This is a genomic window from Pseudoalteromonas sp. APC 3250 (assembly GCF_030407915.1).
Lineage (GTDB): Bacteria > Pseudomonadota > Gammaproteobacteria > Enterobacterales > Alteromonadaceae > Pseudoalteromonas > Pseudoalteromonas tetraodonis.
Genome location: NZ_JASDCM010000001.1, coordinates 169,792 through 193,356, shown reverse-complemented (window position 1 = coordinate 193,356; position 23,565 = coordinate 169,792). Strand labels below are relative to the sequence as shown.

Genomic DNA, 23,565 nt, shown 5'->3' with positions numbered 1-23,565 from the left:
AAATAATAAGGCCATGCCATGCACCAGTTTTTTATTACCGGTACCGATACCGACGCCGGTAAAACTCATGTAACCAGTTTGCTGTTAAAGTTACTCGCGCAACATAAAAAGCGCGCAATAGGTTTTAAGCCGATTGCCTCTGGGTGTGAAATGGCGTTTGAGCAGCTCGTAAACGCCGATGCGCTAATGCTAATGGAAAGTGCCACAGTCAGCGCTAAATACGACATAATTAACCCATTTGCATTTGCGCCGCCAATAGCTCCGCACATTGCTGCAGAGCAAGCGGGACTAAACATAACAGTAGAGAAGCTCAGCACGGCTTATCAACATGTTAAGCAGCAAGGTGCCGATTACCTGTTAACCGAAGGCGCTGGCGGCTGGGCATTACCAATTAATAACAACGAATATTTATACGACTGGGTAAAAGCAGAGCAACTACCCGTAATATTAGTGGTGGGGATGAAACTAGGCTGTATTAATCATGCTTTACTCACTGCTGCACACATGCAAAGCTTAGGGATTAATTGTGTAGGGTGGATTGCAAACCAAGTTGATGCCACTATGGATGAATACCAAGCAAACCTAGATTCACTGAAAACACGTTTACCATTTCCACTGCTTGCCATTAGCCCATACACAGAGCAAACCCCTAAATTACAAATTTATAAAACCCTGCTTGAAAAATTATCGATAAATCCATAAATAACCCTTGTGTTGTGACATAGTTTGTCACAGAATAGCGCTGACGTTATGACATAGTGTGTCATAACGCAGTGATTGCTCAAAGTCGATCAAACATAGTAAATCGCTCAGCAATAAATGTTATTTTTGGAGAACTCGTATGAAACGTGTATTTTTGTTTTTATTAACTAACCTCGCGGTTATGTTGGTATTAGGTGTGGTGCTTTCAATAATAATGAGTGCGCTGGGCTTAAGCCATCGTAGCCTTGGCGGAATTTTACTAATTGCGACTGTATTTGGTTTTGGTGGATCGTTTATTTCGTTATTTATGTCGAAATGGATCGCCAAAAAATCAACCGGTGCGCAAGTGATCACCCAACCTCGTACCGAAACCGAACAATGGCTGGTAAGCACTGTGGCTGCTCAAGCTAAAAAAGCCGGTATTAACATGCCAGAAGTGGCTATTTACGACAGCCCAGAAATGAACGCGTTTGCAACGGGCCCGAGTAAAAATAATTCGCTGGTGGCGGTAAGTACGGGTTTATTACATAACATGAGCCAAGATCAAGCCGAAGCCGTACTGGCGCACGAAGTATCGCATGTGGCTAATGGCGACATGGTAACGCTAACGCTTATTCAAGGTGTGGTTAATACCTTTGTTATTTTTGCCGCTAAAGTACTGGCTGACATTGTAGATAACTTTATCAATAGCGATGAGGAAGAGGGCGGCAGCAGCTGGACTTACTTCTTATTCGATATGTTATTCCAAGTATTATTTGGCGTATTGGCAAGCATTGTGGTTGCCCATTACAGCCGTAAGCGTGAATTTGCAGCCGATAACGGCGCAGCTCAGTTGGTAGGCGCAGACAAAATGCGTTCAGCCCTTGAGCGATTAAAGCAAAACCACCCATCGCAATTAGAAGGCTCAATGATGGCCTTTGGTATCGCCAGTGGTAAAGGCATGGCTGAGTTGTTTTCATCTCACCCACCGCTTGATGCACGTATAGACGCACTACGTCGTTAAAAAATTCAAGTTTTTCACAGTACTTGTAAACAAAAAGCCTGCATTTGCAGGCTTTTTTATGTTTAATGGTTTTTATTGCGATTGAATTATGTCAGTAATGCCCTCTGGCGAGAGTATTTCAATCCAGTAACCGTCTGGGTCTTTAATAAAGGCAAGGCCTTTCATTGAGCCGCCATCTGGCTGTTTTACAAACTCCACATCGTACTTAGCAAAGCGCTCGCAGGCAGCGTATACATCGGGCACACTAATACCAATATGGCCAAAGCCTTTTGGTTCTTCATTACCACTATGATAACCGTTAAAGCTTTCGTCGTTTCCAGTACCCCAGTTATGGGTAAGTTCAATCAGCGCAGGGCGGCGAAACACCCATTGAGTTTTTTCTTTATCATCGCCTTTAGGCATATCTTGCTCATAGCCTAAAAAGTACAAAGTAAACTCCATACCAGGAAAGTCGTACTTTCCTAACAGCTTCATACCCAATACATTTTCATAAAATGCCAGCGACAGTTTTGGATCTTTAATACGCAACATGGTTTGCTGCATCACATAGCCCTCAGTGGCCTGTGCAATTTGCTCTGGAGATTCGTTATAGCTAGACATGAGATAATCCTTAATAAAATGACTGAAAAAACCTTAATGGATTTAAAAAGGCAGGGCATACGCTCATCATAATAAACAGCAGCAAAAATTAAAACCACCTTGCTAAATTGTTGGGTGCTTTGTAAGCAGAAAATGGCATATTTATGGGTGCTGTATATTTATACAGTTTGTGGCATTTTGTACAATATTACTGATCTCTACCATTTTGGTATATTTGTGCATTTATGAAGTATGAGCCGAAGTTAACTAGTTGTTTACAGGTGTTTATTTGAGGGCTAAGATAAATTCTATGTAATGTATGGACATTTGTCGGTTTATAAAACGACAAATGTCGTAGACAAAGTTGTTAGCTATTTAATTAATCTCACATGGAAGTATCGGCGTTTTTCAAGGCAGTTGTCGCCTAAATTGTTAAGCAGCTTCTTTATATTGCTCTGGATTTAACTCCACAGCGCCTATTGGCTGCCAGTTTCTTTCACTTTTTGACCATCGTTCAGGATGCTCATTTCTTTTTTGTTGATACAGCACTTTTCGTTTTGCTAGTATTTCAATATCAAGGCCATCATGTCTTTGGTTTGGCGTGACAAACTTGATCCTGCTATGGCGATGTTCATTGTTGTACCAGTAAACAAACTCTTTCACCCATTGTCGTGCTTCATCTAATGATTTAAAACCCTCAGAAGGCCAGCGAGGGTGATATTTTACCGTTCTAAATAGTGATTCTGAGTACGGATTATCATTACTTACTCTTGGGCGACTTCGCGAGGTAACAACACCTAAATCATACATTTTAGCTCGCATTGTTAAGCTCTTCATCGGTGCGCCATTATCTGAGTGCAATACCAAATCTGTTTTTAAGCATTTTTCACTCCACACACTGCGCTCAAGTAATTCTGCCGCTTGTTCACCTGTTTCGTTGTGGTGAACTTCCCAACCAACCACTTTACGGCTGTAGATATCTTCTATCATATACAGGTAATAATGTTGACCTATCACGGTTGTCGGTAAATATGATATGTCCCAACTCCAAACCTCATTCGCTTTTTCAGCTGTATAACTGGTTGGTTTTTTATGAGCATTTCTTGGCTTCGCTTTACCTCGATGATGGAGCATGTTTTCAGCGTTTAATATGCGATAAAAACTCGACTCAGATGCAATGTACTCACCTCTATCAGCTAATATCGGTACTATCTGGCTTGGTGGTAATGAAGCAAATTCTGCGACATTACAAACATCAATAACTGCTTGTCGCTCTTTAGCACTTAGCTTATTCAGTGGCTCTGGCCTAATGGCTGTTGGTCTTTTATCTTCACTAATAACACCCTCAATACGCCAACGCTGTAACGTTCGAGTAGATAAGCCAATAACTTCACAGGCTTTATCTTGCCTCGCACCAGCCGCTACAGCTTTACTAATCAGCCGTGCATGTTTTTGCCTATCGGTCAGCGGTATTAGCTGTCCTCTTTTTCCTTCCAATAGGCATCGTACTTTTTTCCTAATACCAGCAACGCAGCGGTTTCGGCTAAGGCCTTCTCCTTTCTACGCAGCTCTCGCTCTAATTCTTTAATGCGTTTCTTGTCAGCCTTTTGCTCAGGTGTTTGCTTTATTCTTTTACTCGGCTTTGTTGTGTTGCCTGCGATACAAGCTTGTTTCCAGGCTTTAATCTGCTCTGGATATAAACCTTTAACTCGACAATACTCACTTAACTCAACTTCCGATAAGGCTGAGGTTTCCAGTACAGCAGCAAACTTTTCTTCGCTTGACCACTTATCTGTTGAACTAACTTTCGACACTTTTAAACCTGAGGTATTAAATTGCTTTTGCCAACTATACAGGGTTGAAAGATTAATACCTTCTTGCTCTGCAAACTTTCTGACCGATAAGCCACTCTGACTTAGTTTATTTAATATTGCTTCTTTAAATTGGCTTGAATGCCTTTGGTAATGCACTGTTGTTAACTTACCGCTCCCTGTTTATTTACTAAATTAATTGAGGCGACAACAATCCTGACATAGGGGGGTATCATGATTAAAGTATTATTACTCTCAATTTATTTGTTTTCTTTTGCTTCATTAGCGGAAAACAAAATTCTAATAGAAAATGTCACTATCGTTTCATCTCATTTGCAAGCTCCAAAAATTCAAATGAATGTATTAATAAGTGATGGACGAATTACCGAAATAACTAGTAAAAAGATTACATCCTACGATCTTAAAATAAATGGTTTAGGTAAGTTTTTAACGCCAGGTCTTATGGATAGCCATGCACACGTATCGTCAATCCCCGGTATGGGTTTTGGTGTTGAGCCAGTGGCGATTAAAAATCCTAAACTCACACAAGCTTATTTTGAACAACAACCAAGAAGCTTTTTATTTCATGGGGTAACTCAAATACTTGATCCGAATCCGGGAGTGAGTTTCAATTATTTTACTTCGGCGCCTCATCACCCTGATTATTTTCGTTGTGAAGTATTAACATCAAAAAACACCTTTCCATATGTAGAGAAAACAGACGACCTATCAAGATCAATGTTTACTTATTTAATTGATGAAAGTGCAGAAGCAACTGCAGAAAATTCAGTAGAAAGGTTAATTGGAAAAATTGCCCATTCAGGTGCTTCGTGTATAAAGCTTTATTTTGAAGACGGTTATGGTAATGCTAACCAATGGGCAACACTTTCAACTAACACACTAAAACGAATTAAATTATCTGCTAAAAAGTCTAATTTGCTTATAGTCGCTCATGCTAATGCCTTAGATATGCAGCAATTAGCACTTGCCGCAGGTGTTGATGTTATCGCTCATGGTATGTGGAATTGGGGGCAATATAATCGAGAACAAAATATACCTAAAGAAATATCTAACACTCTGGATAAAATGATTAATGACAGAGTAGGTTATATGCCAACACAAAGAGTGATTGCTGGCTTAGGTGAAGTAATGAACCCTACAATTGTTAATTCTCCTGAATTTTCATCCATTACACCTAAGTCACTTATTGATTGGTATAAAACCACTGAAGCGCAATGGTTCAAGGAAGAACTTCGAATTGGCTTTGATGGTATGCCTGATCAATCAATCTCAGATGCATTTTTATATGGGCGAATAGTAAAAGGTAATAAAGTCATTCAATATCTAAGAAGTTCTAACCATCCTATTTTATTGGCTTCGGACTTCCCTGGAAGCCCTAGTTTTGCCAATCAACCTGGACTGACAACCTACCAAGAAATGAAAGCTATGGTTACTGCAGGGCTATCGCTGGAAGAAGTACTAGCGGCGGCAACCATTAATAATGCTAAACAATTCAGAATTGATAATGATTACGGTACAGTAGAAGTTGGCAAAATTGCTAACCTTCTGCTACTTAAAACTAATCCTTTAGACTCTATAGAATCGTGGAACCGTATAGAAACGATTATCCTGCATGGAGATCCCATAGCTAGAGAAAGTTTGGTGGTCAATAAATAGCTAACAAGCTGTTAAACAAGGACAAAAAACAGTTGGTTTTTGCTCCTTCGTCGCTAATTTTAACCAACTATTTTTTGCCTGTTAACAGGGCGTTATGCAATGAATAGAAAGGTTAAGGAAAGTTATGTCAACTCCTAAGGTGTTTATATCATACTCGCACGACTCGCAAGAGCACAAAAAGTGGGTTCTAGATTTGGCGACACGGCTGAGGAATAGCGGCGTAGATGCAATTATTGATCAATGGGAGTTGCGCCCAGGTGACGACCTGCCGTATTTCATGGAAACACACCTAGCAGATTCTTGATCAATGGGAGTTGCGCCCAGGTGACGACCTGCCATATTTCATGGAAACACACCTAGCAGATTCTGATTATGTAGTCATGGTACGCACAATGTACCAACATTTCTAAAAACAAAATTGTTTGTGAATTTTTCAAAAGACGATGATTACGAATTCAGCTTTGATGAGCTCGTTAGAACATTTCACGGAGCTCCTCTCTTTGAGAAACCCGAAATTGGCAATAATCCATTTACACCTGTAAGTGAAACGCCACCTGAAAAAACAGGCGATCCGATAAGGGAAATAATGAAACACATCGTTGGTGATTTTGAAAATGGTGATGATTACACAATTTACAAAAATTTGGTCCAAGCTGTCGATATGTCTCGCATCATGCTTGACATAATAATTAACGAAGCTGTCCAAAAAGGATATATAGCTTTAGATCGTGACGGAGACATCCGTCTGCAGCCCGAAGGTAAAAAATACGCCATACAACATAAATTGGTAAATGCATAACAAGGTAATGGTGTCGGACTAATGTTGCTTCGCACCATTAGCCGCACATTACGGCGTTATGTTTACAAGGAAATTCGGCGTATGTTTAAAAAGCTATTTATATTATCGATATTGGTGTCATTATTCGTTTGTCAAAGTACCAATAATTCGAGTGGAGATAATGTAAATATTTACGGAGTTATATTTGCAGTTAAAGTAGATAAAGACGGTAAATTATCAAATCTACGCTTTTTAAAAGCAACTAACCCAATAAAAAATATCGATATTAATTTTCAGCCACCTTCTAACTATGTTAAAAAAGTGGAAGCTAAATTAGCTAAGCGCCAATTCGAAGTACCTAAAGATGGTGCGGATTTAAATAAAGAATCATTTATCCCATGTTTCTACGTTAAATCAAATCCATCTGACATAAAGTGCTACGGTGATGAGTAAACATAACAAGAAAATAAACAAGGACTTAAAACAGTTGGCTTTTGCTCCTTCGTCGCTTATTTTAGCCAACAATATTTAGCCCATTAATGGGGCGTTATATGCCTAAGAGAGTTATGTGAATATTGCTATTTTTGTAGTTTCATTTGTGGTCTATGTTTGGCTCTGCTTGAGTATCGTAAAGTTCCATAAACATTTAGCAGATAAACTTAAACTGGTTAATCGTCGTAGTTTGTTAAACGTGTTTAGCCAATATATTTGGTTTCTGTTGTTTATCGTTACCTACATCCCATTTAGTATATTCTTCCCTGCATGGTTAAATGGAAATCTTGGCATTGTGCAAGAGTCCCCAAATGTAACAGCTATTTTCATTTTGTTGGGATGTTTAACGCTAGCAATTACTATGTGGCTAGGTTATAAAAAAAACTAAGCAGGCGAATTGGTAATCGGCATATAACAAAGCAAATTAAAAAGTGCGGACCAAAACTAGTTGGCTTTGTTCGTACCTCACAAATTTTAGCCAACTAATTTTTACCGTTTATTTGTGGCGTTAGTGCTCTATGAGAGGAAATAGTTTGAATATACGAAAAGCAGAGTTACGAGATTTGTCATTTTTAGTCGAGTTCACTTCCGAAGAAGCTCGTGAAGCTGAGAATGCTGTCAAGATACCCGAAACTCTAAAGCGTGGTATAGAAGTCGCACTTTGTGACCGAGATGTTGCAAGTTATTGGGTTATGACTGATGAAAATGATATTCCGATAGGTAGTGTTTCCTCGATAAGAGAATGGAGTGATTGGAATGCTGGCTATTATTGGTGGATTCAAAGCATGTACCTAAGACCCGAGTATAGAGGCAAAGGTTTAATGAGCGAGTTGATCACATGTGTAGAGTCAGAAATGTATCGCGAAGGCGGTTTAGAGCTGAGGCTATACGTACATAAAGACAATGCTGTTGCCAAGCGAGCTTACGAAAAGTCGGGTTTTTCTTTGTCTGATTATCAGATTATGGCCCTGGGTAAAGAGCATTAACAAACAATTGAAGCAGACCCTCAACGCTCGGCGATTTTGGTTTGCGTTAATTTTGGAGTTGCCGCGTAAAAACCAAATGGGGTCAAATCTTGACTTCAAACATCAAACTCATGTGGCAACCTTATAAGCGGCTTTTAAAATGCTGGTAGCTTATAAGCTAATTAATCTCTAAGTTAAATTTAAAATAAAAGGATTTTTTATGAAAGGTATTAAACGTATTTGGTTTTGGTTTACGCTTGTTGTGTGCCCATTATTAATTATTTTAGGTGTGGCTACCTTTGCACAGTTATTTGGGCAGTACATGTATTCTCAGCAATTTAGTTTCTCGTCACTATCAAGCTTTCAAATTGCGTTTATGGGGGGCGGAATTTGTGCGTTTTCTGTATTTTTAAACACATTAAAAGAAGCAAAAATACGCTTTTTTGTAAAATGAGTTAGTTAATAAGGAAAAGTACGTTTGTTGGTGGGCTCGCTAGGTTTGCTTGGTTTTAAGCCTCTTTTAAAACGGGTGTAAAATTAACAGTTATTAAATGGACGATTTAAGGATGAACAAAGGATTATTAAAATCGTGGAATGACGAGAAAGGTTTTGGCTTTATCAAATCAACTACACTGCAACACGATACCTTTATACACATATCATCGCTCAAACACATGAGCCGTAAACCTAAAGTGGGCGACATTATCTACTTTGAGGTTGCGACTGAGCCTAACGGTAAAACCAAAGCTGTAAATTGCCGTATTGAGGGCGTATTAGCACAACCACAAATAAAAGCCTCTACAAGGCCGGTTAAAATAAGTAAAACGTCACGTAAAAACTCACCATTAATGAAACTTATAACGCTTGGTATTATTTTTAGTATTGGTTTTAGTGTGTATAAAACCGGTTATTTAAATACCAAGCAAACACCTGTAGTGACTAATGCTAATTTAGAGTCATTTATGCCCGCTAGTTCAAACTCACTTAATAAAACACCACCAACATTTCGTTGTGATGGCCGCCAACATTGTAGCCAAATGACGTCCTATGCAGAGGCATTATTTTTTATTCAACATTGCCCAAATACCAAAATGGACGGGGATAAAGATGGCGAGCCTTGTGAACGGCAGTTTGGAAATAGGTAGTTTTTATATTGGGGTTATTAATAAACTAAAAATTAGTTGATACCTGTTAAGTGGAATACGATTTTTAGTAATACAGTTATAAATAGATGGTGGATTAAAGCCATTTATCATAGAGGTTGTTATGTTTAAAGTAATGATTGGTTGTGCTGTTATATTTTCGTTTGTTTGCATGTTACTCGCCGCCGCACCTTTTACGCCTGCGATATCAGGATCATTTATTATGCTGTTATTTGCAGGAGCTATTGGATACAAGGGCTATCTGCAATCAAGCTTAATACTGCTGTTAATTAATACGCTGGCAGTTATTGGCAGCCCAGCTATAAATATAGAAAACACAGAAACATTACTGTTTTTGCCAATATTATTTTTAATCTCATTTGGTGGTGTTTTAGTAGGCGTAAGAAAGTTAACTATAAAACACGTTTTGTAGACGAGAGTTTTTTTATGTTTGATAGTTAACCTATAAGTTGACGCAACTTTTATCTCCCTAAGTGAAAAAAGCCTTAAAATCGATTTTCACAAAGAGAAACTCAAGAGGGGGAGTACGAAAGAATATAACTTCCACGTTTTTATTTCCTCTAAAAGCAAAGCGTCTCTTAATACTCCTTGTGTATAAAGCCTTTATGTTTAAACCTAATGTGATATTAAATAGTTGTTATAAACTTAGAATCAAAGCGCTTCAAAAATGGCTGCAATGCCTTGCCCGCCACCAATACACATTGTGACTAGCCCATATTTGCCTTGAATTCGTTTAAGTTCGTACAAGCATTTGGTGGTTAGTATAGCGCCCGTTGCGCCAACAGGGTGGCCTAATGCAATGGCGCCGCCATTCGGGTTTACCTTATGCGCAGGGAAGTTTAACTCGTTGGCAACGCACAGTGCTTGTACTGCAAAGGCCTCGTTAGACTCAATCACATCTATATCGTCAATAGTTAAACCCGTTTTTTCAAATACCCCTTGTACTGCAGGAATAGGGCCGATACCCATTAAAGTAGGATCAACGCCTGCTCTGGCATAACCCACTAAACGAGCGAGCGGTTTTAAGCCTTGCTCATTGGCTTTTTGCTCTGACATAAGTACCAACATGGCTGCACCATCGTTTATACCGGATGAGCTTGCTGCGGTAACGGTGCCATCTTTTTTAAAGTAGGGCTTTAAAGTTGCAAGTTTATCGGCTGTGGTATCGGCGCGAACGTGTTCGTCGGTGTCAAAAACGTTCGTGCCTTTACGTGATTTAATCTCGATAGGCACAATCTGCTGTTTAAAATGACCTGCAGCAATCGCTTTTGCGGCTTTATGATGGCTTTTTGCTGCGTACTCGTCTTGCTGCTGACGGCTAATTGAATATTTTTCTGCGATGTTTTCAGCAGTTATTCCCATCGGGTTATTATCCCATGGGTCTTGTAAGGTCGTGGTGAGCTCATCGACCATAGTGCTATTACCCATTTTTTGCCCCCAGCGGTTACTTTCGAGGGTATAGGCAGAGCTACTCATGCTTTCTGCTCCGCCAGCAAGGGCTGCATCTACATCACCTAATTGAATTTGTTGTGCCGCTTGAATAATGGCTTCAAGGCCAGAGCCACATAAGCGATTAAGCGTTACAGCGTGGCTGCTTATAGGCAACCCAGCATCGAGACCAATGACTCTTGATAGGTAGGCGTCTTTAGGGCCGTTATGAATAACTTTGCCCACAACACATGAACCTACTTGGTTAGGAGAAACTTTAGACCGATTTAGGGCTTCTTTTGCGCACAAAGTGCCAAGCTCAGCCGGGCTAAAATTTTTTAGGCTGCCACCAAAGCTGCCGATAGCGGTACGAACCGCACTGAGTATTACTACGCTGTTGTTTGTATTTTGTGCCATTGTTGTTCTCTTATTATTTTTATAATCATTTTGTGCTGGTGTATGTTTAATAGACTAATGTGATTAATAGTTTTATTAATGCATCAAAGCATAATTTCTCAATAAACTAAAGGCGACGTTGGTTCAGCTGTATATGTATTTTAATAAAGGGAATAGTAAAGTAGGTGAGTAGTAATAATATTTTTGTTTAAATTTATGAAGTAGGGCTCTCATTATGAGAGCCCACAGGTGTTTATAAATCAATCATTTCAATATTAACAACGACATTTTTAAAACCCGCATCTTCAAACTCTTTTTTTAACTTTTCTGCACTAGAGTACTCATTAGATGAAACACTTCGCTTACTTCTTTGGTTAGTGACAATTGGGGTTTCGTCACCAAAGTAAACACTGCCCGCAAATTGGCTTTGTGCATAAAAGTGGCCTGTTAGGGTTGTTTTTTTAGGTCTTAAAACATGGCTTAAATAGTATTGCATTGTTGATAAGCTTGTTTGTTGTATCATCCAAGGCCAATCCCATTTTTTATTCTCACCTGGTATATAGCGGTGTTCCCATTGATACTCAATGCTTTTATCTTGACCTGACCAACGGCCAATTACAAAATTAGCAGTGTCGTTAGGTCTGTTTTCTGGGTGGGTTAATAAAGCATTGCCTCCCCATCGCATAAAGCCATTTATAGATAGATCATAGGTAATATCAGCATCGAATGCATAAGGATACGATATTGATGATTTAAACAAATCGACCTTTGCATTAAGCTGTGTGTATGCTGGTACATTGGTTCTTGCCTGTACAACTACTCGCTCAGCTTCTGAGCCGCCATTACTTGTTCCCCATGCTTGCTCCGCTGCGATTGTGACTGATAGCGAAGTGTCTGATCCGCCAGTAACAGAGGGAGACTTCCATGTATTAGATAATGTAACAGACTCAGAAATACTGTAATCATTGGTTTTAGACCAGTTGGTTGCCGCATCGTATTCAATTGTAACCACTGACATTTGAGCTGCTGACGTGTCATTCACTGCAGGGACTGTTAACGTTTTTATTAGTTCTTTGTCGGCAGCAACAATATCACCTGTTATTTTATATGACTCGTTATCCATCACATATTCAAAGTTAGATACGGTAATAGCTGACTTTTCATCACATCGATAACCATCACAACTGCCACCATTGTAACCTTGTATTTTCCACCCTGAGCCCGTTTTGGTTACCTCCATGTCATCACCCACATAGCTAGAGCGATTTCCACCAACCCACGCAAATCCCATTGTATGGGCAAGGTATGAAAGGGGTTTTATAAACCCCTCTTTTTGATTCACTAAGTCCCATTCAATTTGGCTTTGACTGCCTGGCGATACTTTTACGGGACTTAATGTAGGGAACTCATTAATAGGATCGTTAGGGTAGCACCAAGAATTTGCAGCAGTCCCTTGTTTTATTTCACCTGCGTAGCCAGAACCCATAATAACCCAGCCATTAGCTAATCCCGTTATTTGCCACTTACCCATTTTGTTAGTAAGTTCATTTCTGTAGGTTTGCGCTTCAGCCTTTGTAATTAGTCTATTATCAGTTGAGCAAACTCCAGCACCTAAGCTTTCATTTTTAAGTTGATCTGGATAAATTGCAGTTGTATTAGCACTTACAAAACTTGTATGCGACAACAGCAATAGGGGTAATATTTTTTTCATTAAGTTACATCCTTTAAAATTATATTTAAATGAGGTCCTAATTAAATAATCTAATTTTGGACCGATTTTGATTCTAAAGAACTCGCTTTATTTTTATAGAGTGTTATATGAAAGTTGATTTTTCAAAAATATTAGTTGCTTAAACATTACAAAAATTAATTAAATTATTAATGCTGCGGTAGCTACATTTTGATTCCTTTGAGAGAGTGCTCTAAAAAATCAATTAAATAGCGTGTGCTTTTTGGAATTAATTTATCAGGCCATATCAGGTTTACATCTCGCTTTATGGGTTTGAATTGCGTTAATACTTCAACCAAGCTTTCGTCTTTTATATGCGGTAATAAACAATATTTAGGGCCATAATATACACCTCTTCCTTCAATAGCAGCTAAGGCACACATTTCTATATCGTTAGAAATAAAGTTAGGTTGAGGTTTAAAAATTACCTGTTCATTTTTATTTGTTTTAAAGGACCAGTTTTCGAATGGCGAGCACGATATGTGGGGTAGTTTAGCTAAATCGTCAAAATTACTTGGTATGCCATATTGCTCAATTAAACTCGATGAACAAGCTAAAACAAAACTCATTTGGTTAATAACTTTACATATATTTTGAGAGCTATCTAGTTTTCCAATTCTAATGGCTAAATCAAACTCGGTAGCTTTTAAATCAAGGCGTTCATCCGATAGCATCATATGAATTTTAATATTTGGATAAAGTAATGTGAATTGATTTATAACGCCTGAGAAGTACACACTCTTTATAAAGTTTTGCGGCGCTATTAGTTTAATTTTACTCACTTTATTTTCACTGAAATTCTTAAAATTGCACAGCGTAGTTTGTAAACCTTCTACATGGGCTAGGCAGTGGCTATAAAAACTCTTTCCAGGTTCTGTTAATCGCAAACTTCCTTTTTCACGATAAAACAACGCTAACGATAAGTCTTCTTCAAGTTTTTTTATTTTTCTTTGTAAAGTGGGTAAAGGAATATTTAACTTTACTGACGCTTCATTAAATGTTTTGTAATGATTTACTTTTATAAAAAGCGCTATGATATCAAGCAAGGTAAATCTCCTGTATTAATTTAAGACATGAAATTGTATTTAGTACTTAATAATTAGTTAAAGTTATAAAACTAATTATTTAATTAAAGTACTCATTAGTCCCTTTTGTGGCAACAAGAAATTTACCTTTGTATTAGAATATTTAATAAATTATTGTGAGCGAAGGTGTACTTACTTGAGGTATTAGTAATTAAAGATTCTGCAAATAACGCGTTTTTTAAAATAAAAACTTAGTAGAAACAATGCGTAACATTTTACGATACGTTTTAATAGACAAACAATAAACGAGTAATTACGCTAGACACACTTTTTTGGTGAATAATCATGATGCATAGGATCTGATTACCTAAATGGAATTTGCCACGATAAATCAACAGAACCGAAGGTATTAAAGATGAATGTGTTTATAAAATGGTTGATTTTAGCTGCATTAATTATTGCTGCTATTGCCTGTTATTCTTATGGTAGCACTACTGGCTTATTTATTTTTATTATTGCGGGCTTTGTTTTTGAAATGGCATTTTGGTTTAAGGTGTTTCCTATAAAAAAGAAATCGTCATGATAGGAAGCCTATTTAACCGTCTTAAAAAATGAATTGTTTAAGTGGGCTTGCAGCTTTGAGCATAGAATAAATAATTAGTCTGCTATTACTTTGCTTAAATATTAGAAAGGCTGCATTTTTTGCAGCCTTTTGGTTTTTTAAACTCAGTGGGTAACTCTATCGCCCCAAATGTCTTCTAGGCGACTATCACGGCCACAACGCCAGCGATAGGTGTTATAACGAATAGGATTATTTTTGTAATAATCTTAGTGATAACTTTCATCGCCTTTTATCGGGTAAAAGGTTTTAGCATCGAGAATAGGGGTTACTACCGTTTGCTCAGGAAATTCGTTAACTACCGCCTGTTTAGATTGCTTAGCTAATTGTCGCTGTTGCTCATTAGCAACAAAAATCGCACTACGGTAGCTTAGGCCTTTATCACAAAACTGACCTTTTGCGTCAAAAGGATCAATATTCACCCAGTAATGGTTTAAAATATCTTGATAGCTTAATACATTAGTGTTGTAGGTAACCAGCACAGCTTCGTAGTGGCCTTGGTGATTACCATTGTAGGTTGGATTTTTAAGTTCACCACCAGTAAACCCTGAGATCACATCGGTTACACCTTCGAGTTTTTCAAAGTCACTTTCCATACACCAAAAACAGCCACCGGCTAAAATAGCTTGTTCGGTTTTAGCGTATGTTAATGAGCTAAACAAAATCCCCATAGAGGTCAATACTAGCGCTAATGTGTGTTTCATAAAAATGTTCACCTTTAGTTATGTATAAATACTTGTATAGTAAGACCCGCTAACTTTAAAAACTCTTTCATTACAAAGTTGCTTAAGGGTTTGAACTCACTTTATATAAAACGGATGCGAGATATGAAAAGTTTAATGACGAATGATCATTTGCATGATGAATTATTAATCATTTTACAAAACAACTTTGCTCCCTCAGGGTATAAACTACCAAACGCTGATGAGTTGATACCTCATAATCAAAATGCCCAATACCATGGCTATGCATTTACTTTAAACCAAAAACGTATAATTTACAGAAAAGCTAAAATTACACCCGACAGACCTGGCGCTTTTTTAGCACTATGGAAACGCCCAGCGGATTTGAGTAATTCTAAACCAATTCCATTGGCCAATGAGTTTGACTATTTATTAGTAGCGGTTTCAAGTGATGGATTAACCACTAGTAACAACCAAGTAGCAAATACACAAAGCGGTTTCTTTTTATTTCCGGTTGAGTTGTTAGTTAAAAAAGGCATCGTCACAGGTAGAAACCAAAAAGGCAAAACGGCTTTTAGAGTATTTCCGCCTTGGAGCGAAAGTAGGGCATTAAAAGGGACTGGCGCATTTAGTAATTCTGCTAAAGTCACTCAGCGTTGGCAATGCGATTATTTTTTAAATCAGAACCAACATGGCTTAGTTGATTTAATTAAGTTAAACAATATTTTAGCTAACGCTGTTTAAATTTGAATATTAAGTCACTTTACGAGCATTGTCATATATAAGGTTGTTTACTAAAGTGAAATTATAACCTTATGTAAATTTGAAAGGGGAAATCATGAACCAGTTAACCGAAAAGTCAATTAGTTGTCCTTACTGCGGCGAAACCATAGAAGTATTAATTGATGTGGCTGATATTGATGAGCAATACATAGAAGACTGCCAAGTGTGTTGTAAGCCGATTTCGTTTGTTGTATTTGAAGATAACGACGAACTTAATGTAAATGTATACAGTGAAGATGATGCGTTTTGAAGGAATCAACAAGGCGAATGACATTACAACCACTTAATAATACGCATATTATCGAGCTAATGAGTTGGTTTAATGATCAACATGACATAACTCAATGGGCTGGCCCTTACTTTAGGTACCCATTTACGGCGCAGACTTTTATTGAAGACTTAAACCTTGATGTCTCGACTTCTTTTGTATTGGTTGGACAACAAAACGTATTACTCGCTTTTGGGCAATATTATCAACAAAAAAACAAATGTCATTTGGCGCGTTTAATAGTAAACCCTATACGAAGGGGGGAGGGAATTGCAGCCTCCCTAATTAAAGCATTATGTAAACATGGGCAATTAAACTTAAATGTTAATGATTGCTCATTGTTTATTTATAAATACAACCGAGCAGCAGTATCGGCTTATAAAAAGCTAGGCTTTAAAGTTGCTGCTAATACCCCAGAAAATCATGACTTAAGCCCATTACCAGAAAACTGTGTACATATGGTTAAGTGATAAATTTTGTTTAATTTAGCTATTTTGCTGTTCACGCGCTAATTGGTTAGGCAGCAACTGCTCTACAATTTCTCTCGCTGGTAAGGTGTAACGCACACCATCAAACATAACCGACGTAAACTCGTTAATATTAGTAATGCCGGTAAGGGTCCAACCTTCACCACGTTTTGGGCAGTAAACAGTAGTAGTTGGTTGTATTACTTTAAAATTGTCACTCATAGTTTATCTCAATTAATGCTTGTGAATACGGTATGGTAAGTTAATAATGACGCTCTATAAAGTGCTATTTAAAGCGCGTTTACTTTATTTGGCGTAGGCATGTTTAAAACTATAAAATTACCCCGCGTTACCTTACGTTTAATTACCCACAAACACGGCGCAGCGCTATTAACAATTTTAAATAATCCACTCGTTTATGAGTTTAACGATTATAAAACCCCGCTAAATAAACAGCATATTAAGCAGTTAATTCAAGATGATATCTCGAGTTATTACCAAGGTGAAGGTGTTCGGCTTGCGATTGAACATAATATATCTGGTGACCTAATTGGTACCTGTGGTTTATATAACATAAATAGCCAAACCCAAAGTGCTTATTTGGGCTTCGAACTCGATCCTTTTTATTGGCAGCAAGGCTTAATGCAAGAAGTACTTAAAGGCTTTGTCAGTGAAGTGCATAGCTCTATAAACATTGAGCACTTATATGCAGAAATTCATGGTAAAAACGTACGCTGTTATAACTTGCTTACTAAACTTGGCTTTGTATTAAAGCAGCAACTTAATAACGGTGTATGGCATAAGCAATTAACTAAAATGGATGGCGCATGAGAATTAAAAAAGCGATTATTTTAAATGTATTGTTTGCTGTTAGTGTATTTGGGTTTGCAATAACTGGGTTTAGTTATTATCAAAATAATGTTTCAGACTTTGTTGATGTAACCTTAGATTCGAAAGTGCTTAATGAGTCTCGTAAGGTATTTATAAGGTTCCCCGATGATTTTGATAAAAATAAAGCGTATCCACTTATTATAAAAACAGATGGTAATTTTAATTTAGCTAATTGGGATAAAGCGCTAAAAGCATTAAATCCTGAAAGTATATTAAATGAGGCTATTTTAGTTGCTATACCTAATCAGTTTTTTACTGATACCCGAAATCGTGATCTTGTACCACCTTATGCCAGGAAGGACGTAAATACAAATCCTCGACCTAAACATGAAACTTCGCCAGAAATTTTTGGTAAAGCTGATTTGTTTTTTAGCTTTTATAGAGCAAGAGCTACTTACTTATTTAGAGGCTAACTACAGGTTAACTGAAAACCGTATATTAACGGGATTTTCGGCAGGGGGCAGTTTTACTTTATATACGCTGCATACCAAACCATCGCTATTTAATGGTTACTTTGCATTTAGCCCTGCGGCTTGGTATGACGATATGACCGTAGTAAATCATCTTAATACCTTTTTACAAGTTAAAACACAGAGCTACTATAGACCCGCCTTATTATATTTTACTGTTGGCGGGGCTGAGCATAAATTAATGCTTGAGGCGTATAATAACTTGGAGCAAAGTTTAGTCAGCCATACTAGTAACTGGTTAGTGTGGGGCAGTAAAGTAAACCCTGATGCAAAGCATAATGATAATCCAGCATTGAGTATTACGGGGGCTTTAATGGCCTATGATGAATTTATTAATTAATAATATTGTTGAACTTTGATTAAGAGTAGTACTAGCAAAACGGCTTAACTGTATATATGTACAGTTAAGCCGTTTTGCTATAAATTATTTTATGGTGTAAATGGCTGGAGGATGTAAGGTAATACATGTAAGAACACATCATACTAAATTGTGTTTAAATGTAATCTTAGCAATGGCGTAATATAAATTATGGATTTACTCATAAGTGGAGTGGTGGGTTTATAACGCTTATTGAGTTTGGCTATCTGGATCGTTAAATAAAGAATTTAAATAACAAAAAAGGTGGGCGGTGCTTTATTTATATCAGCACCGATCTATACGTTTAGGACTTAATTACAAAAGCGCTATTTTATTACTTAACTGTCTAAGCATATTTTCAGCATTTGGTAAGGGATCGTTTAACCCATCGATTAAGGTCATAAAATAACAGTCCATCATTACGCTTGCTTTTGTTTCATCAAACTTCGGTTGTTCACTAAAAAGCAGTTGTTTAAATTCATCCATCTGCGCTTTAAAAAAAGACGTTCTCCAAATGATGTCGCTAATTAATAGCTTACTAAATTCACTATTTTCACAATAAAAAGAATAAAGCGGATGAGCGTAATGACGTAACTTTAAGCGAGGGGAGTGCTGCGTATCTAACTGCTTTGCTTGGTTAATAATAACGGCTATTTGTTGTTGCATACCGGCCATCAATAAATCAATTTTATTTTCAAAATGACTAAACACTGTACCTACAGCAACATTGGCTGCAACCGCTATTTCTCTTGTTGATGTGTGATCGTAACCTTGCAGCAAAAATAATTCCCATGCTGAAGCTAAAATTTTATCGCGTGTCTTTTCTCTTTTACTCATTATATTTCAATGCTTTACTTGTTTGTTAAATAAAAGGGCTAAACCATTATTTGATTAGTTGAGCGCGCTCAATTAATATTGTGAGCATGCTCATTTTTATAAGGATGTTACATGAAGTTTATCAAACGTGTTATTGGTTATGTACTTTTTATTCCACTAATTTATTTTTATTCTTATTTGCTAGGGCCAATATTAAAAGCAGTTTTAGTCCCAGGAGGGGTTGCTTTTTTATGGCTTATTCTAGGGCCAACAGAGGGGACGCGTGCGTTAAAAAAAGCATTTAAGAAAAAATAGCTCAAGCTTCAACTAAACAAATCGAAAAAAAGCCCTGCTATTTTGCAGGGCTTTAAGTTTAGCTTTGTGATTTTAAGCTTGAAAGCTCAACTGATATTAAAGAACGTATCTAAAACCAAAAGCAATACCGTCATCTTCAGATTGCTCCATTAGCGCTTGCTGCTGTTTATTATTACTTTCAAAATCACCAAAGTCTTTACGTGCTTCTACATAAAGTTGTGTGTCTTGGTCAATTAAGTAATGCACACCAATAACTGCAAACTGACGCTTAAATACATCGTTAGGATCGGCATTAAAGTTTGGTTGAATTACGTAGTCATCACCTGCATCAAATAAGTTATAGGCAATAAATGGTCTAAAATCGTTATCAAAGCGATACGACACAAATGTTTCAATACCGATCGCATCTTTAATTAAACGACCTATGTTATCTGTATCGTGGTTTTCGTTTTTGTTGATATTAGCGGCTACATACAAGCCTGGCGCATCAATATTGCCCCAAATAACACCTGCACCATAAATTAAATCGTCAACAGAGCGGGTTGTTCCGTCGCCATACGTTAATTCAAACTCGCCGCGGTTAATACCCGCGGTCAGTTTTAGCTTATCAGTCACGTTATAGGTTACTGCACCGCCAAACGTATAGTTAAATTCAACTTGTTGTGCAGCAGCATCTCCAGACTCAAAATTTGCTTGGCATTGTGATTCTGTAATATTACTTACATCGCAAGTATAAAAAGCGCTATTTTTTAACTGAGTTTGAACACTAAAGTCAAAGTCGTTGTAGCTATTACGGTATTGCAGTGTTTTATCACCACGACCAGTACCATTTACTGCACCATCGTCTTTGTTGTAAGTGTAAACACCGGCAGCGTTACCATCCCAAACATAGCTGTAGTTTGTTGCATACACAACATCAAACCACGCACCCCATTGTTTACCAATCGTAATTTGGCCGTATTTATCGTGTTTAAGTCCTGCATAACCTAAACGATTATATAAAAACTCATCCTGAATAGATTCAAAACGGTTGTTGTATACAATATCGCTACTGCCAACAGGGTTGACACCCCATTCAACTAAAGCCATTGCTTCCCAGCCGTTTTTTAGTTGGCGTTTAAAATCAAAATTAATTCGTGAGGCACCATTGACGATTTCGTTTTGACCTTGAGTATTTATCACTCGCGCATCAATATATCCGCCTACTGCGACTGTATTTTTTTCATCCTTAAACACTTCTACTGCTGAAACACTTGGAGCAGCTAAAATACCCGCAATTGCTAGCGATACTAATTTTCTTTTCATTGTGTGTGCCTTGCCTAAATTAAAGACGTTTTTATAGTTACTAAATTCGAAGTCGTGCAGACTAGCAAAGCAATAAAAGGCTCAAAAGTGAAAAATTATCAATGACAATTAGCATAAAACACGCAGCTTGTTCATTTTAAGTTAATGCTGTTTTTATTTTGTAGCCGTATAAACTGCCATTTAATTTTGGAATAAGACATTAGGCTTAAATGTAGGAGAGGGTGTGTTGAATTTTTTTCATAGTTGCACCTGTCGGCATGGGTAGAGCTAAAACTCTAATACTATAAAAAACGTTAATATAGCCGTATTAATTGTTAATAAAAGTAAAATGCGACCAAGTCGCCTGTAAACGCGATTAAATAATTTATAAAGGGTTTTATGCTAGTTGTTTTTTGTTAAACATTTTTTTACTGCATCAACAGTACAATAATGAGTTTTACTCACCTTTTTAGCACATTTACTCGCCTAGTACTTTGGCTATTTAATTGCTTTTATAGTTAATAAACAGCCACCGTTTACTTTGAGTTTGGTGCTATAAACTTTCATAGAAAAAAACGGTGATTTGGTTTAAACTGCGCGAAATTTAAATACTTCAGTCTCCCTTGGAGGGTAGCGCTATTATTAGTACAGCTAACATCACCATGCAATTTGGTGCTAAACCGTTATTTGAAAATATCTCAGCTAAATTTGGCGAATCAAACCGTTATGGTTTAATTGGTGCTAATGGTTGTGGTAAGTCGACCTTTATGAAAATCCTTAGTGGTGAATTAGAACCATCTTCGGGTAACGTAAGTACTGATCCAAATGAGCGCGTTGCTAAACTAAACCAAGATCAATTCGCCTACGAAGAATATTCTGTTATTGATACCGTGATTATGGGTCATAAAGAATTGTGGGATATCAAACAAGAACGTGACCGTATATATAGCCTACCTGAAATGAGTGAAGAAGACGGCATGAAAGTAGCCGATCTTGAAACTGAATTTGCTGAAATGGACGGTTACTCGGCTGAATCTAAAGCGGGTGAGTTACTATTAGGCGTGGGTATTACTACAGAGCAGCATTACGGACCTATGTCAGAAATTGCACCAGGTTTTAAACTTCGTGTGCTTCTAGCTCAAGTGTTGTTTTCAGACCCTGATATCATGCTGCTTGATGAGCCTACCAATAACTTGGACATTTATACAATTAAGTGGCTTGAAGATGTATTGAATCAACGTGACTGTACCATGATCATCATCTCGCATGATCGTCACTTTTTAAATTCGGTATGTACGCACATGGCCGATATTGACTACGGTGAACTACGTATTTACCCGGGTAACTACGATGAATACATGTTTGCAGCTACTCAAGCACGCGAACGTTTACTAAGTGAAAACGCCAAAAAGAAAAGCCAAATAGCAGAGCTTCAACAATTTGTATCGCGCTTTTCTGCCAACGCATCAAAGGCAAAGCAAGCCACTTCACGTGCAAAACGAATTGATAAAATTCAATTAGACGAAGTAAAAGCGTCGTCACGTCAAACACCTTTTATTCGTTTTGAACAAGAAAAGCAGTTATTTCGTAACGCACTAGAAATGACTAGCTTATCTCAAGGTTTTGAAGAAACTTTATTCTCAGGCCTTGAGGGGTTGGTTGAAGTAGGTGAACGCATTGCTATTATTGGTGAAAATGGTGTGGGTAAAACAACATTATTAAACACTTTAGCAGGACGTTTAGCGCCTAAAAGCGGTGAGTTTAAATGGTCTGAAAATGCAAACATTGGCTACTATGCACAAGATCATGCCGATGAGTTTGAAAAAGACATGAATTTGTTTGAGTGGATGGAGCAATGGCAACAAGAGGGCGACGATGAGCAAGTAGTGCGTAGCTTCTTGGGTCGTATGTTGTTTTCACAAAACGATATAAAAAAATCAGTAAAAGTAATATCTGGTGGTGAGCAAGGTCGTATGCTGTTTGGTAAAATCATGATGCATAAACCAAATATCTTATTAATGGATGAGCCAACCAACCACATGGATATGGAATCAATTGAAGCGCTTAACTTAGCACTTGAAGCGTATGAAGGTACCTTGATGTTTGTGTCACACGACCGTCAGTTTGTATCATCAGTTGCCACCCGTATTTGGGAAATTAAAGACGGTAAAGTTATCGACTTTAGAGGTAACTACTCAGAATATTTAGCGAGTAAAGAAGCTTAATTGCTGATTGTTTCGCTGTTTAAAAAAAGCCATGTTTAACATGGCTTTTTTATTGCCTGCTGGTCGCATTAGTGCAGCATTTAAGTATATAATACCCGCCATAAAACCGGACATAAGTCCGCTATTTTTAAAATACATTACTGAGGAGTATTTATGACTGTTGGCATTATTATGGGTTCTAAATCAGATTGGCCAACCATGGAACACGCCGCCCTTATGCTAGAAAAATTTGGCATTGAGTATGAAACTAAAGTGGTTTCTGCCCACCGCACTCCTCAATTACTTGCCGATTACGCAAGTTCAGCCGCAGAACGCGGTATTAAAGTTATTATTGCAGGCGCAGGTGGCGCGGCGCACTTACCGGGAATGGCGGCAGCGTTTACATCTCTGCCAGTTTTAGGCGTACCCGTTAAATCTAAAGCGCTAAACGGTGTAGACTCTCTGTTATCTATTTGCCAAATGCCAAAAGGTGTTGCGGTAGGTACCCTTGCTATTGGTGAGCCCGGTGCTGCAAACGCAGGTTTATTAGCGGCACAAATTTTAGGATGTCAAAACCCAGAAATCTTCGCAAAAATCGAAGCGTTCCGTAAAGAACAAACTGAGACTGTTTTAGCTAACCCAAATCCTGCAGAGTGATC

At 37.7% G+C, this 23,565-nt stretch carries 26 protein-coding genes and 2 pseudogenes; 19 read left to right on the top strand and 9 right to left on the bottom strand.

What is annotated here, in order from left to right; all coding sequences use genetic code 11:
- Positions 1-18 precede the first annotated feature (18 nt).
- On the top strand, positions 19-702 hold the full coding sequence (bioD, locus tag QL986_RS00890; protein WP_016900360.1) for a dethiobiotin synthase: 684 nt from the start codon (positions 19-21) through the stop codon (positions 700-702).
- Positions 703-841: 139 nt separating this feature from the next.
- The gene (gene htpX, locus QL986_RS00885) at positions 842-1,705 is read left to right on the top strand and encodes a protease HtpX (RefSeq protein WP_016900359.1); all 864 of its coding nucleotides are present in this window, start codon (positions 842-844) and stop codon (positions 1,703-1,705) included.
- Positions 1,706-1,777: 72 nt separating this feature from the next.
- On the opposite strand, the gene gloA is transcribed toward htpX, so the two are convergent.
- Together gloA and QL986_RS00875 are read right to left on the bottom strand one after the other, a co-directional pair.
- Positions 1,778-2,305 (bottom strand): lactoylglutathione lyase, encoded by a 528-nt coding sequence (gloA, locus tag QL986_RS00880; RefSeq protein WP_013464970.1) that lies wholly within the window; start codon positions 2,303-2,305, stop codon positions 1,778-1,780.
- Between the two features lie 411 nt (positions 2,306-2,716).
- Positions 2,717-4,254, bottom strand: a protein-coding gene (locus tag QL986_RS00875) for an IS3 family transposase (protein ID WP_290190999.1) whose coding sequence is annotated in 2 segments (ribosomal slippage) — positions 2,717-3,792 and positions 3,792-4,254 — 1,539 coding nt in all. Because the reading frame shifts where the segments join, the coding sequence is not laid out codon by codon here.
- Positions 4,255-4,329: 75 nt separating this feature from the next.
- Between QL986_RS00875 and QL986_RS00870 the strand changes: the two genes are divergently transcribed.
- From QL986_RS00870 to QL986_RS00840, 8 genes are all read left to right on the top strand, one after another.
- Positions 4,330-5,772, top strand: a complete 1,443-nt coding sequence (locus QL986_RS00870; RefSeq protein WP_290190998.1) for an amidohydrolase family protein — start codon at positions 4,330-4,332, stop codon at positions 5,770-5,772.
- A gap of 124 nt (positions 5,773-5,896) precedes the next feature.
- Positions 5,897-6,076 (top strand): toll/interleukin-1 receptor domain-containing protein, encoded by a 180-nt coding sequence (locus QL986_RS18855; protein WP_356741458.1) that lies wholly within the window; start codon positions 5,897-5,899, stop codon positions 6,074-6,076.
- Between the two features lie 120 nt (positions 6,077-6,196).
- On the top strand, positions 6,197-6,571 hold the full coding sequence (locus QL986_RS00865; RefSeq protein ID WP_290190997.1) for a hypothetical protein: 375 nt from the start codon (positions 6,197-6,199) through the stop codon (positions 6,569-6,571).
- An 81-nt stretch (positions 6,572-6,652) separates the two neighbouring features.
- A complete protein-coding gene (locus QL986_RS00860; protein ID WP_290190996.1) occupies positions 6,653-7,003 on the top strand; it encodes a hypothetical protein in 351 nt (116 codons plus the stop codon).
- Positions 7,004-7,575: 572 nt separating this feature from the next.
- Complete coding sequence (locus QL986_RS00855) at positions 7,576-8,028, top strand: GNAT family N-acetyltransferase (RefSeq protein WP_273179913.1); 453 nt, start codon at positions 7,576-7,578, stop codon at positions 8,026-8,028.
- 199 nt (positions 8,029-8,227) lie between these two features.
- Entirely contained in the window at positions 8,228-8,461 is a 234-nt protein-coding gene (locus QL986_RS00850; protein WP_290190995.1) for a hypothetical protein, read from the top strand.
- A 112-nt stretch (positions 8,462-8,573) separates the two neighbouring features.
- Positions 8,574-9,152, top strand: coding sequence for a cold shock domain-containing protein (locus tag QL986_RS00845; protein WP_290190994.1), 579 nt, complete (start codon positions 8,574-8,576; stop codon positions 9,150-9,152).
- A gap of 121 nt (positions 9,153-9,273) precedes the next feature.
- Positions 9,274-9,582: a DUF6419 family natural product biosynthesis protein gene (locus QL986_RS00840; protein ID WP_290190993.1), complete on the top strand. Its 309-nt coding sequence runs from the start codon at positions 9,274-9,276 to the stop codon at positions 9,580-9,582.
- 239 nt (positions 9,583-9,821) lie between these two features.
- On the opposite strand, the gene bktB is transcribed toward QL986_RS00840, so the two are convergent.
- From bktB to QL986_RS00825, 3 genes are all read right to left on the bottom strand, one after another.
- Positions 9,822-11,015 (bottom strand): beta-ketothiolase BktB, encoded by a 1,194-nt coding sequence (gene bktB, locus QL986_RS00835; protein WP_290190992.1) that lies wholly within the window; start codon positions 11,013-11,015, stop codon positions 9,822-9,824.
- 232 nt (positions 11,016-11,247) lie between these two features.
- The gene (locus tag QL986_RS00830) at positions 11,248-12,705 is read right to left on the bottom strand and encodes an aerolysin family beta-barrel pore-forming toxin (RefSeq protein WP_290190991.1); all 1,458 of its coding nucleotides are present in this window, start codon (positions 12,703-12,705) and stop codon (positions 11,248-11,250) included.
- 182 nt (positions 12,706-12,887) lie between these two features.
- Entirely contained in the window at positions 12,888-13,769 is an 882-nt protein-coding gene (locus QL986_RS00825) for a LysR family transcriptional regulator (protein ID WP_033103433.1), read from the bottom strand.
- A gap of 394 nt (positions 13,770-14,163) precedes the next feature.
- Between QL986_RS00825 and QL986_RS00820 the strand changes: the two genes are divergently transcribed.
- The gene (locus QL986_RS00820; protein WP_167380509.1) at positions 14,164-14,331 is read left to right on the top strand and encodes a hypothetical protein; all 168 of its coding nucleotides are present in this window, start codon (positions 14,164-14,166) and stop codon (positions 14,329-14,331) included.
- A gap of 143 nt (positions 14,332-14,474) precedes the next feature.
- Here QL986_RS00820 and msrA read toward each other — a convergent pair.
- Positions 14,475-15,071, bottom strand: a pseudogene (gene msrA, locus QL986_RS00815) (peptide-methionine (S)-S-oxide reductase MsrA).
- A gap of 123 nt (positions 15,072-15,194) precedes the next feature.
- Here msrA and QL986_RS00810 point away from each other — a divergent pair.
- The 3 genes from QL986_RS00810 to QL986_RS00800 all read left to right on the top strand — a co-directional run bounded on the left by QL986_RS00810 (position 15,195) and on the right by QL986_RS00800 (position 16,571).
- Positions 15,195-15,794 (top strand): MepB family protein, encoded by a 600-nt coding sequence (locus QL986_RS00810; RefSeq protein ID WP_290190990.1) that lies wholly within the window; start codon positions 15,195-15,197, stop codon positions 15,792-15,794.
- A gap of 94 nt (positions 15,795-15,888) precedes the next feature.
- Positions 15,889-16,083: a CPXCG motif-containing cysteine-rich protein gene (locus QL986_RS00805; RefSeq protein ID WP_036956501.1), complete on the top strand. Its 195-nt coding sequence runs from the start codon at positions 15,889-15,891 to the stop codon at positions 16,081-16,083.
- Between the two features lie 17 nt (positions 16,084-16,100).
- The gene (locus QL986_RS00800; protein ID WP_290190989.1) at positions 16,101-16,571 is read left to right on the top strand and encodes a GNAT family N-acetyltransferase; all 471 of its coding nucleotides are present in this window, start codon (positions 16,101-16,103) and stop codon (positions 16,569-16,571) included.
- Between the two features lie 15 nt (positions 16,572-16,586).
- On the opposite strand, the gene QL986_RS00795 is transcribed toward QL986_RS00800, so the two are convergent.
- Positions 16,587-16,790 (bottom strand): hypothetical protein, encoded by a 204-nt coding sequence (locus tag QL986_RS00795; protein WP_013464954.1) that lies wholly within the window; start codon positions 16,788-16,790, stop codon positions 16,587-16,589.
- A 99-nt stretch (positions 16,791-16,889) separates the two neighbouring features.
- On the opposite strand from QL986_RS00795, the gene QL986_RS00790 reads away from it, so the two are divergent.
- Both QL986_RS00790 and QL986_RS00785 read left to right on the top strand, forming a co-directional pair.
- Positions 16,890-17,399 (top strand): GNAT family N-acetyltransferase, encoded by a 510-nt coding sequence (locus QL986_RS00790; RefSeq protein ID WP_290190988.1) that lies wholly within the window; start codon positions 16,890-16,892, stop codon positions 17,397-17,399.
- Positions 17,396-18,269: pseudogene (locus QL986_RS00785) on the top strand (alpha/beta hydrolase-fold protein). Before QL986_RS00790 ends, QL986_RS00785 begins: the two are co-directional and overlap by 4 nt.
- A gap of 333 nt (positions 18,270-18,602) precedes the next feature.
- Here the strand turns inward: QL986_RS00785 and QL986_RS00780 are convergent.
- A complete protein-coding gene (locus QL986_RS00780; RefSeq protein ID WP_290190987.1) occupies positions 18,603-19,124 on the bottom strand; it encodes a TetR/AcrR family transcriptional regulator in 522 nt (173 codons plus the stop codon).
- Positions 19,125-19,235: 111 nt separating this feature from the next.
- Between QL986_RS00780 and QL986_RS00775 the strand changes: the two genes are divergently transcribed.
- Positions 19,236-19,418, top strand: coding sequence for a hypothetical protein (locus QL986_RS00775; protein ID WP_024602491.1), 183 nt, complete (start codon positions 19,236-19,238; stop codon positions 19,416-19,418).
- A gap of 96 nt (positions 19,419-19,514) precedes the next feature.
- On the opposite strand, the gene QL986_RS00770 is transcribed toward QL986_RS00775, so the two are convergent.
- On the bottom strand, positions 19,515-20,723 hold the full coding sequence (locus QL986_RS00770; protein ID WP_028835233.1) for a porin: 1,209 nt from the start codon (positions 20,721-20,723) through the stop codon (positions 19,515-19,517).
- Positions 20,724-21,340: 617 nt separating this feature from the next.
- Between QL986_RS00770 and QL986_RS00765 the strand changes: the two genes are divergently transcribed.
- Complete coding sequence (locus QL986_RS00765) at positions 21,341-22,927, top strand: ABC-F family ATPase (protein WP_082918352.1); 1,587 nt, start codon at positions 21,341-21,343, stop codon at positions 22,925-22,927.
- 153 nt (positions 22,928-23,080) lie between these two features.
- The gene (gene purE, locus QL986_RS00760; protein WP_013464946.1) at positions 23,081-23,563 is read left to right on the top strand and encodes a 5-(carboxyamino)imidazole ribonucleotide mutase; all 483 of its coding nucleotides are present in this window, start codon (positions 23,081-23,083) and stop codon (positions 23,561-23,563) included.
- Positions 23,564-23,565: the final 2 nt, after the last annotated feature.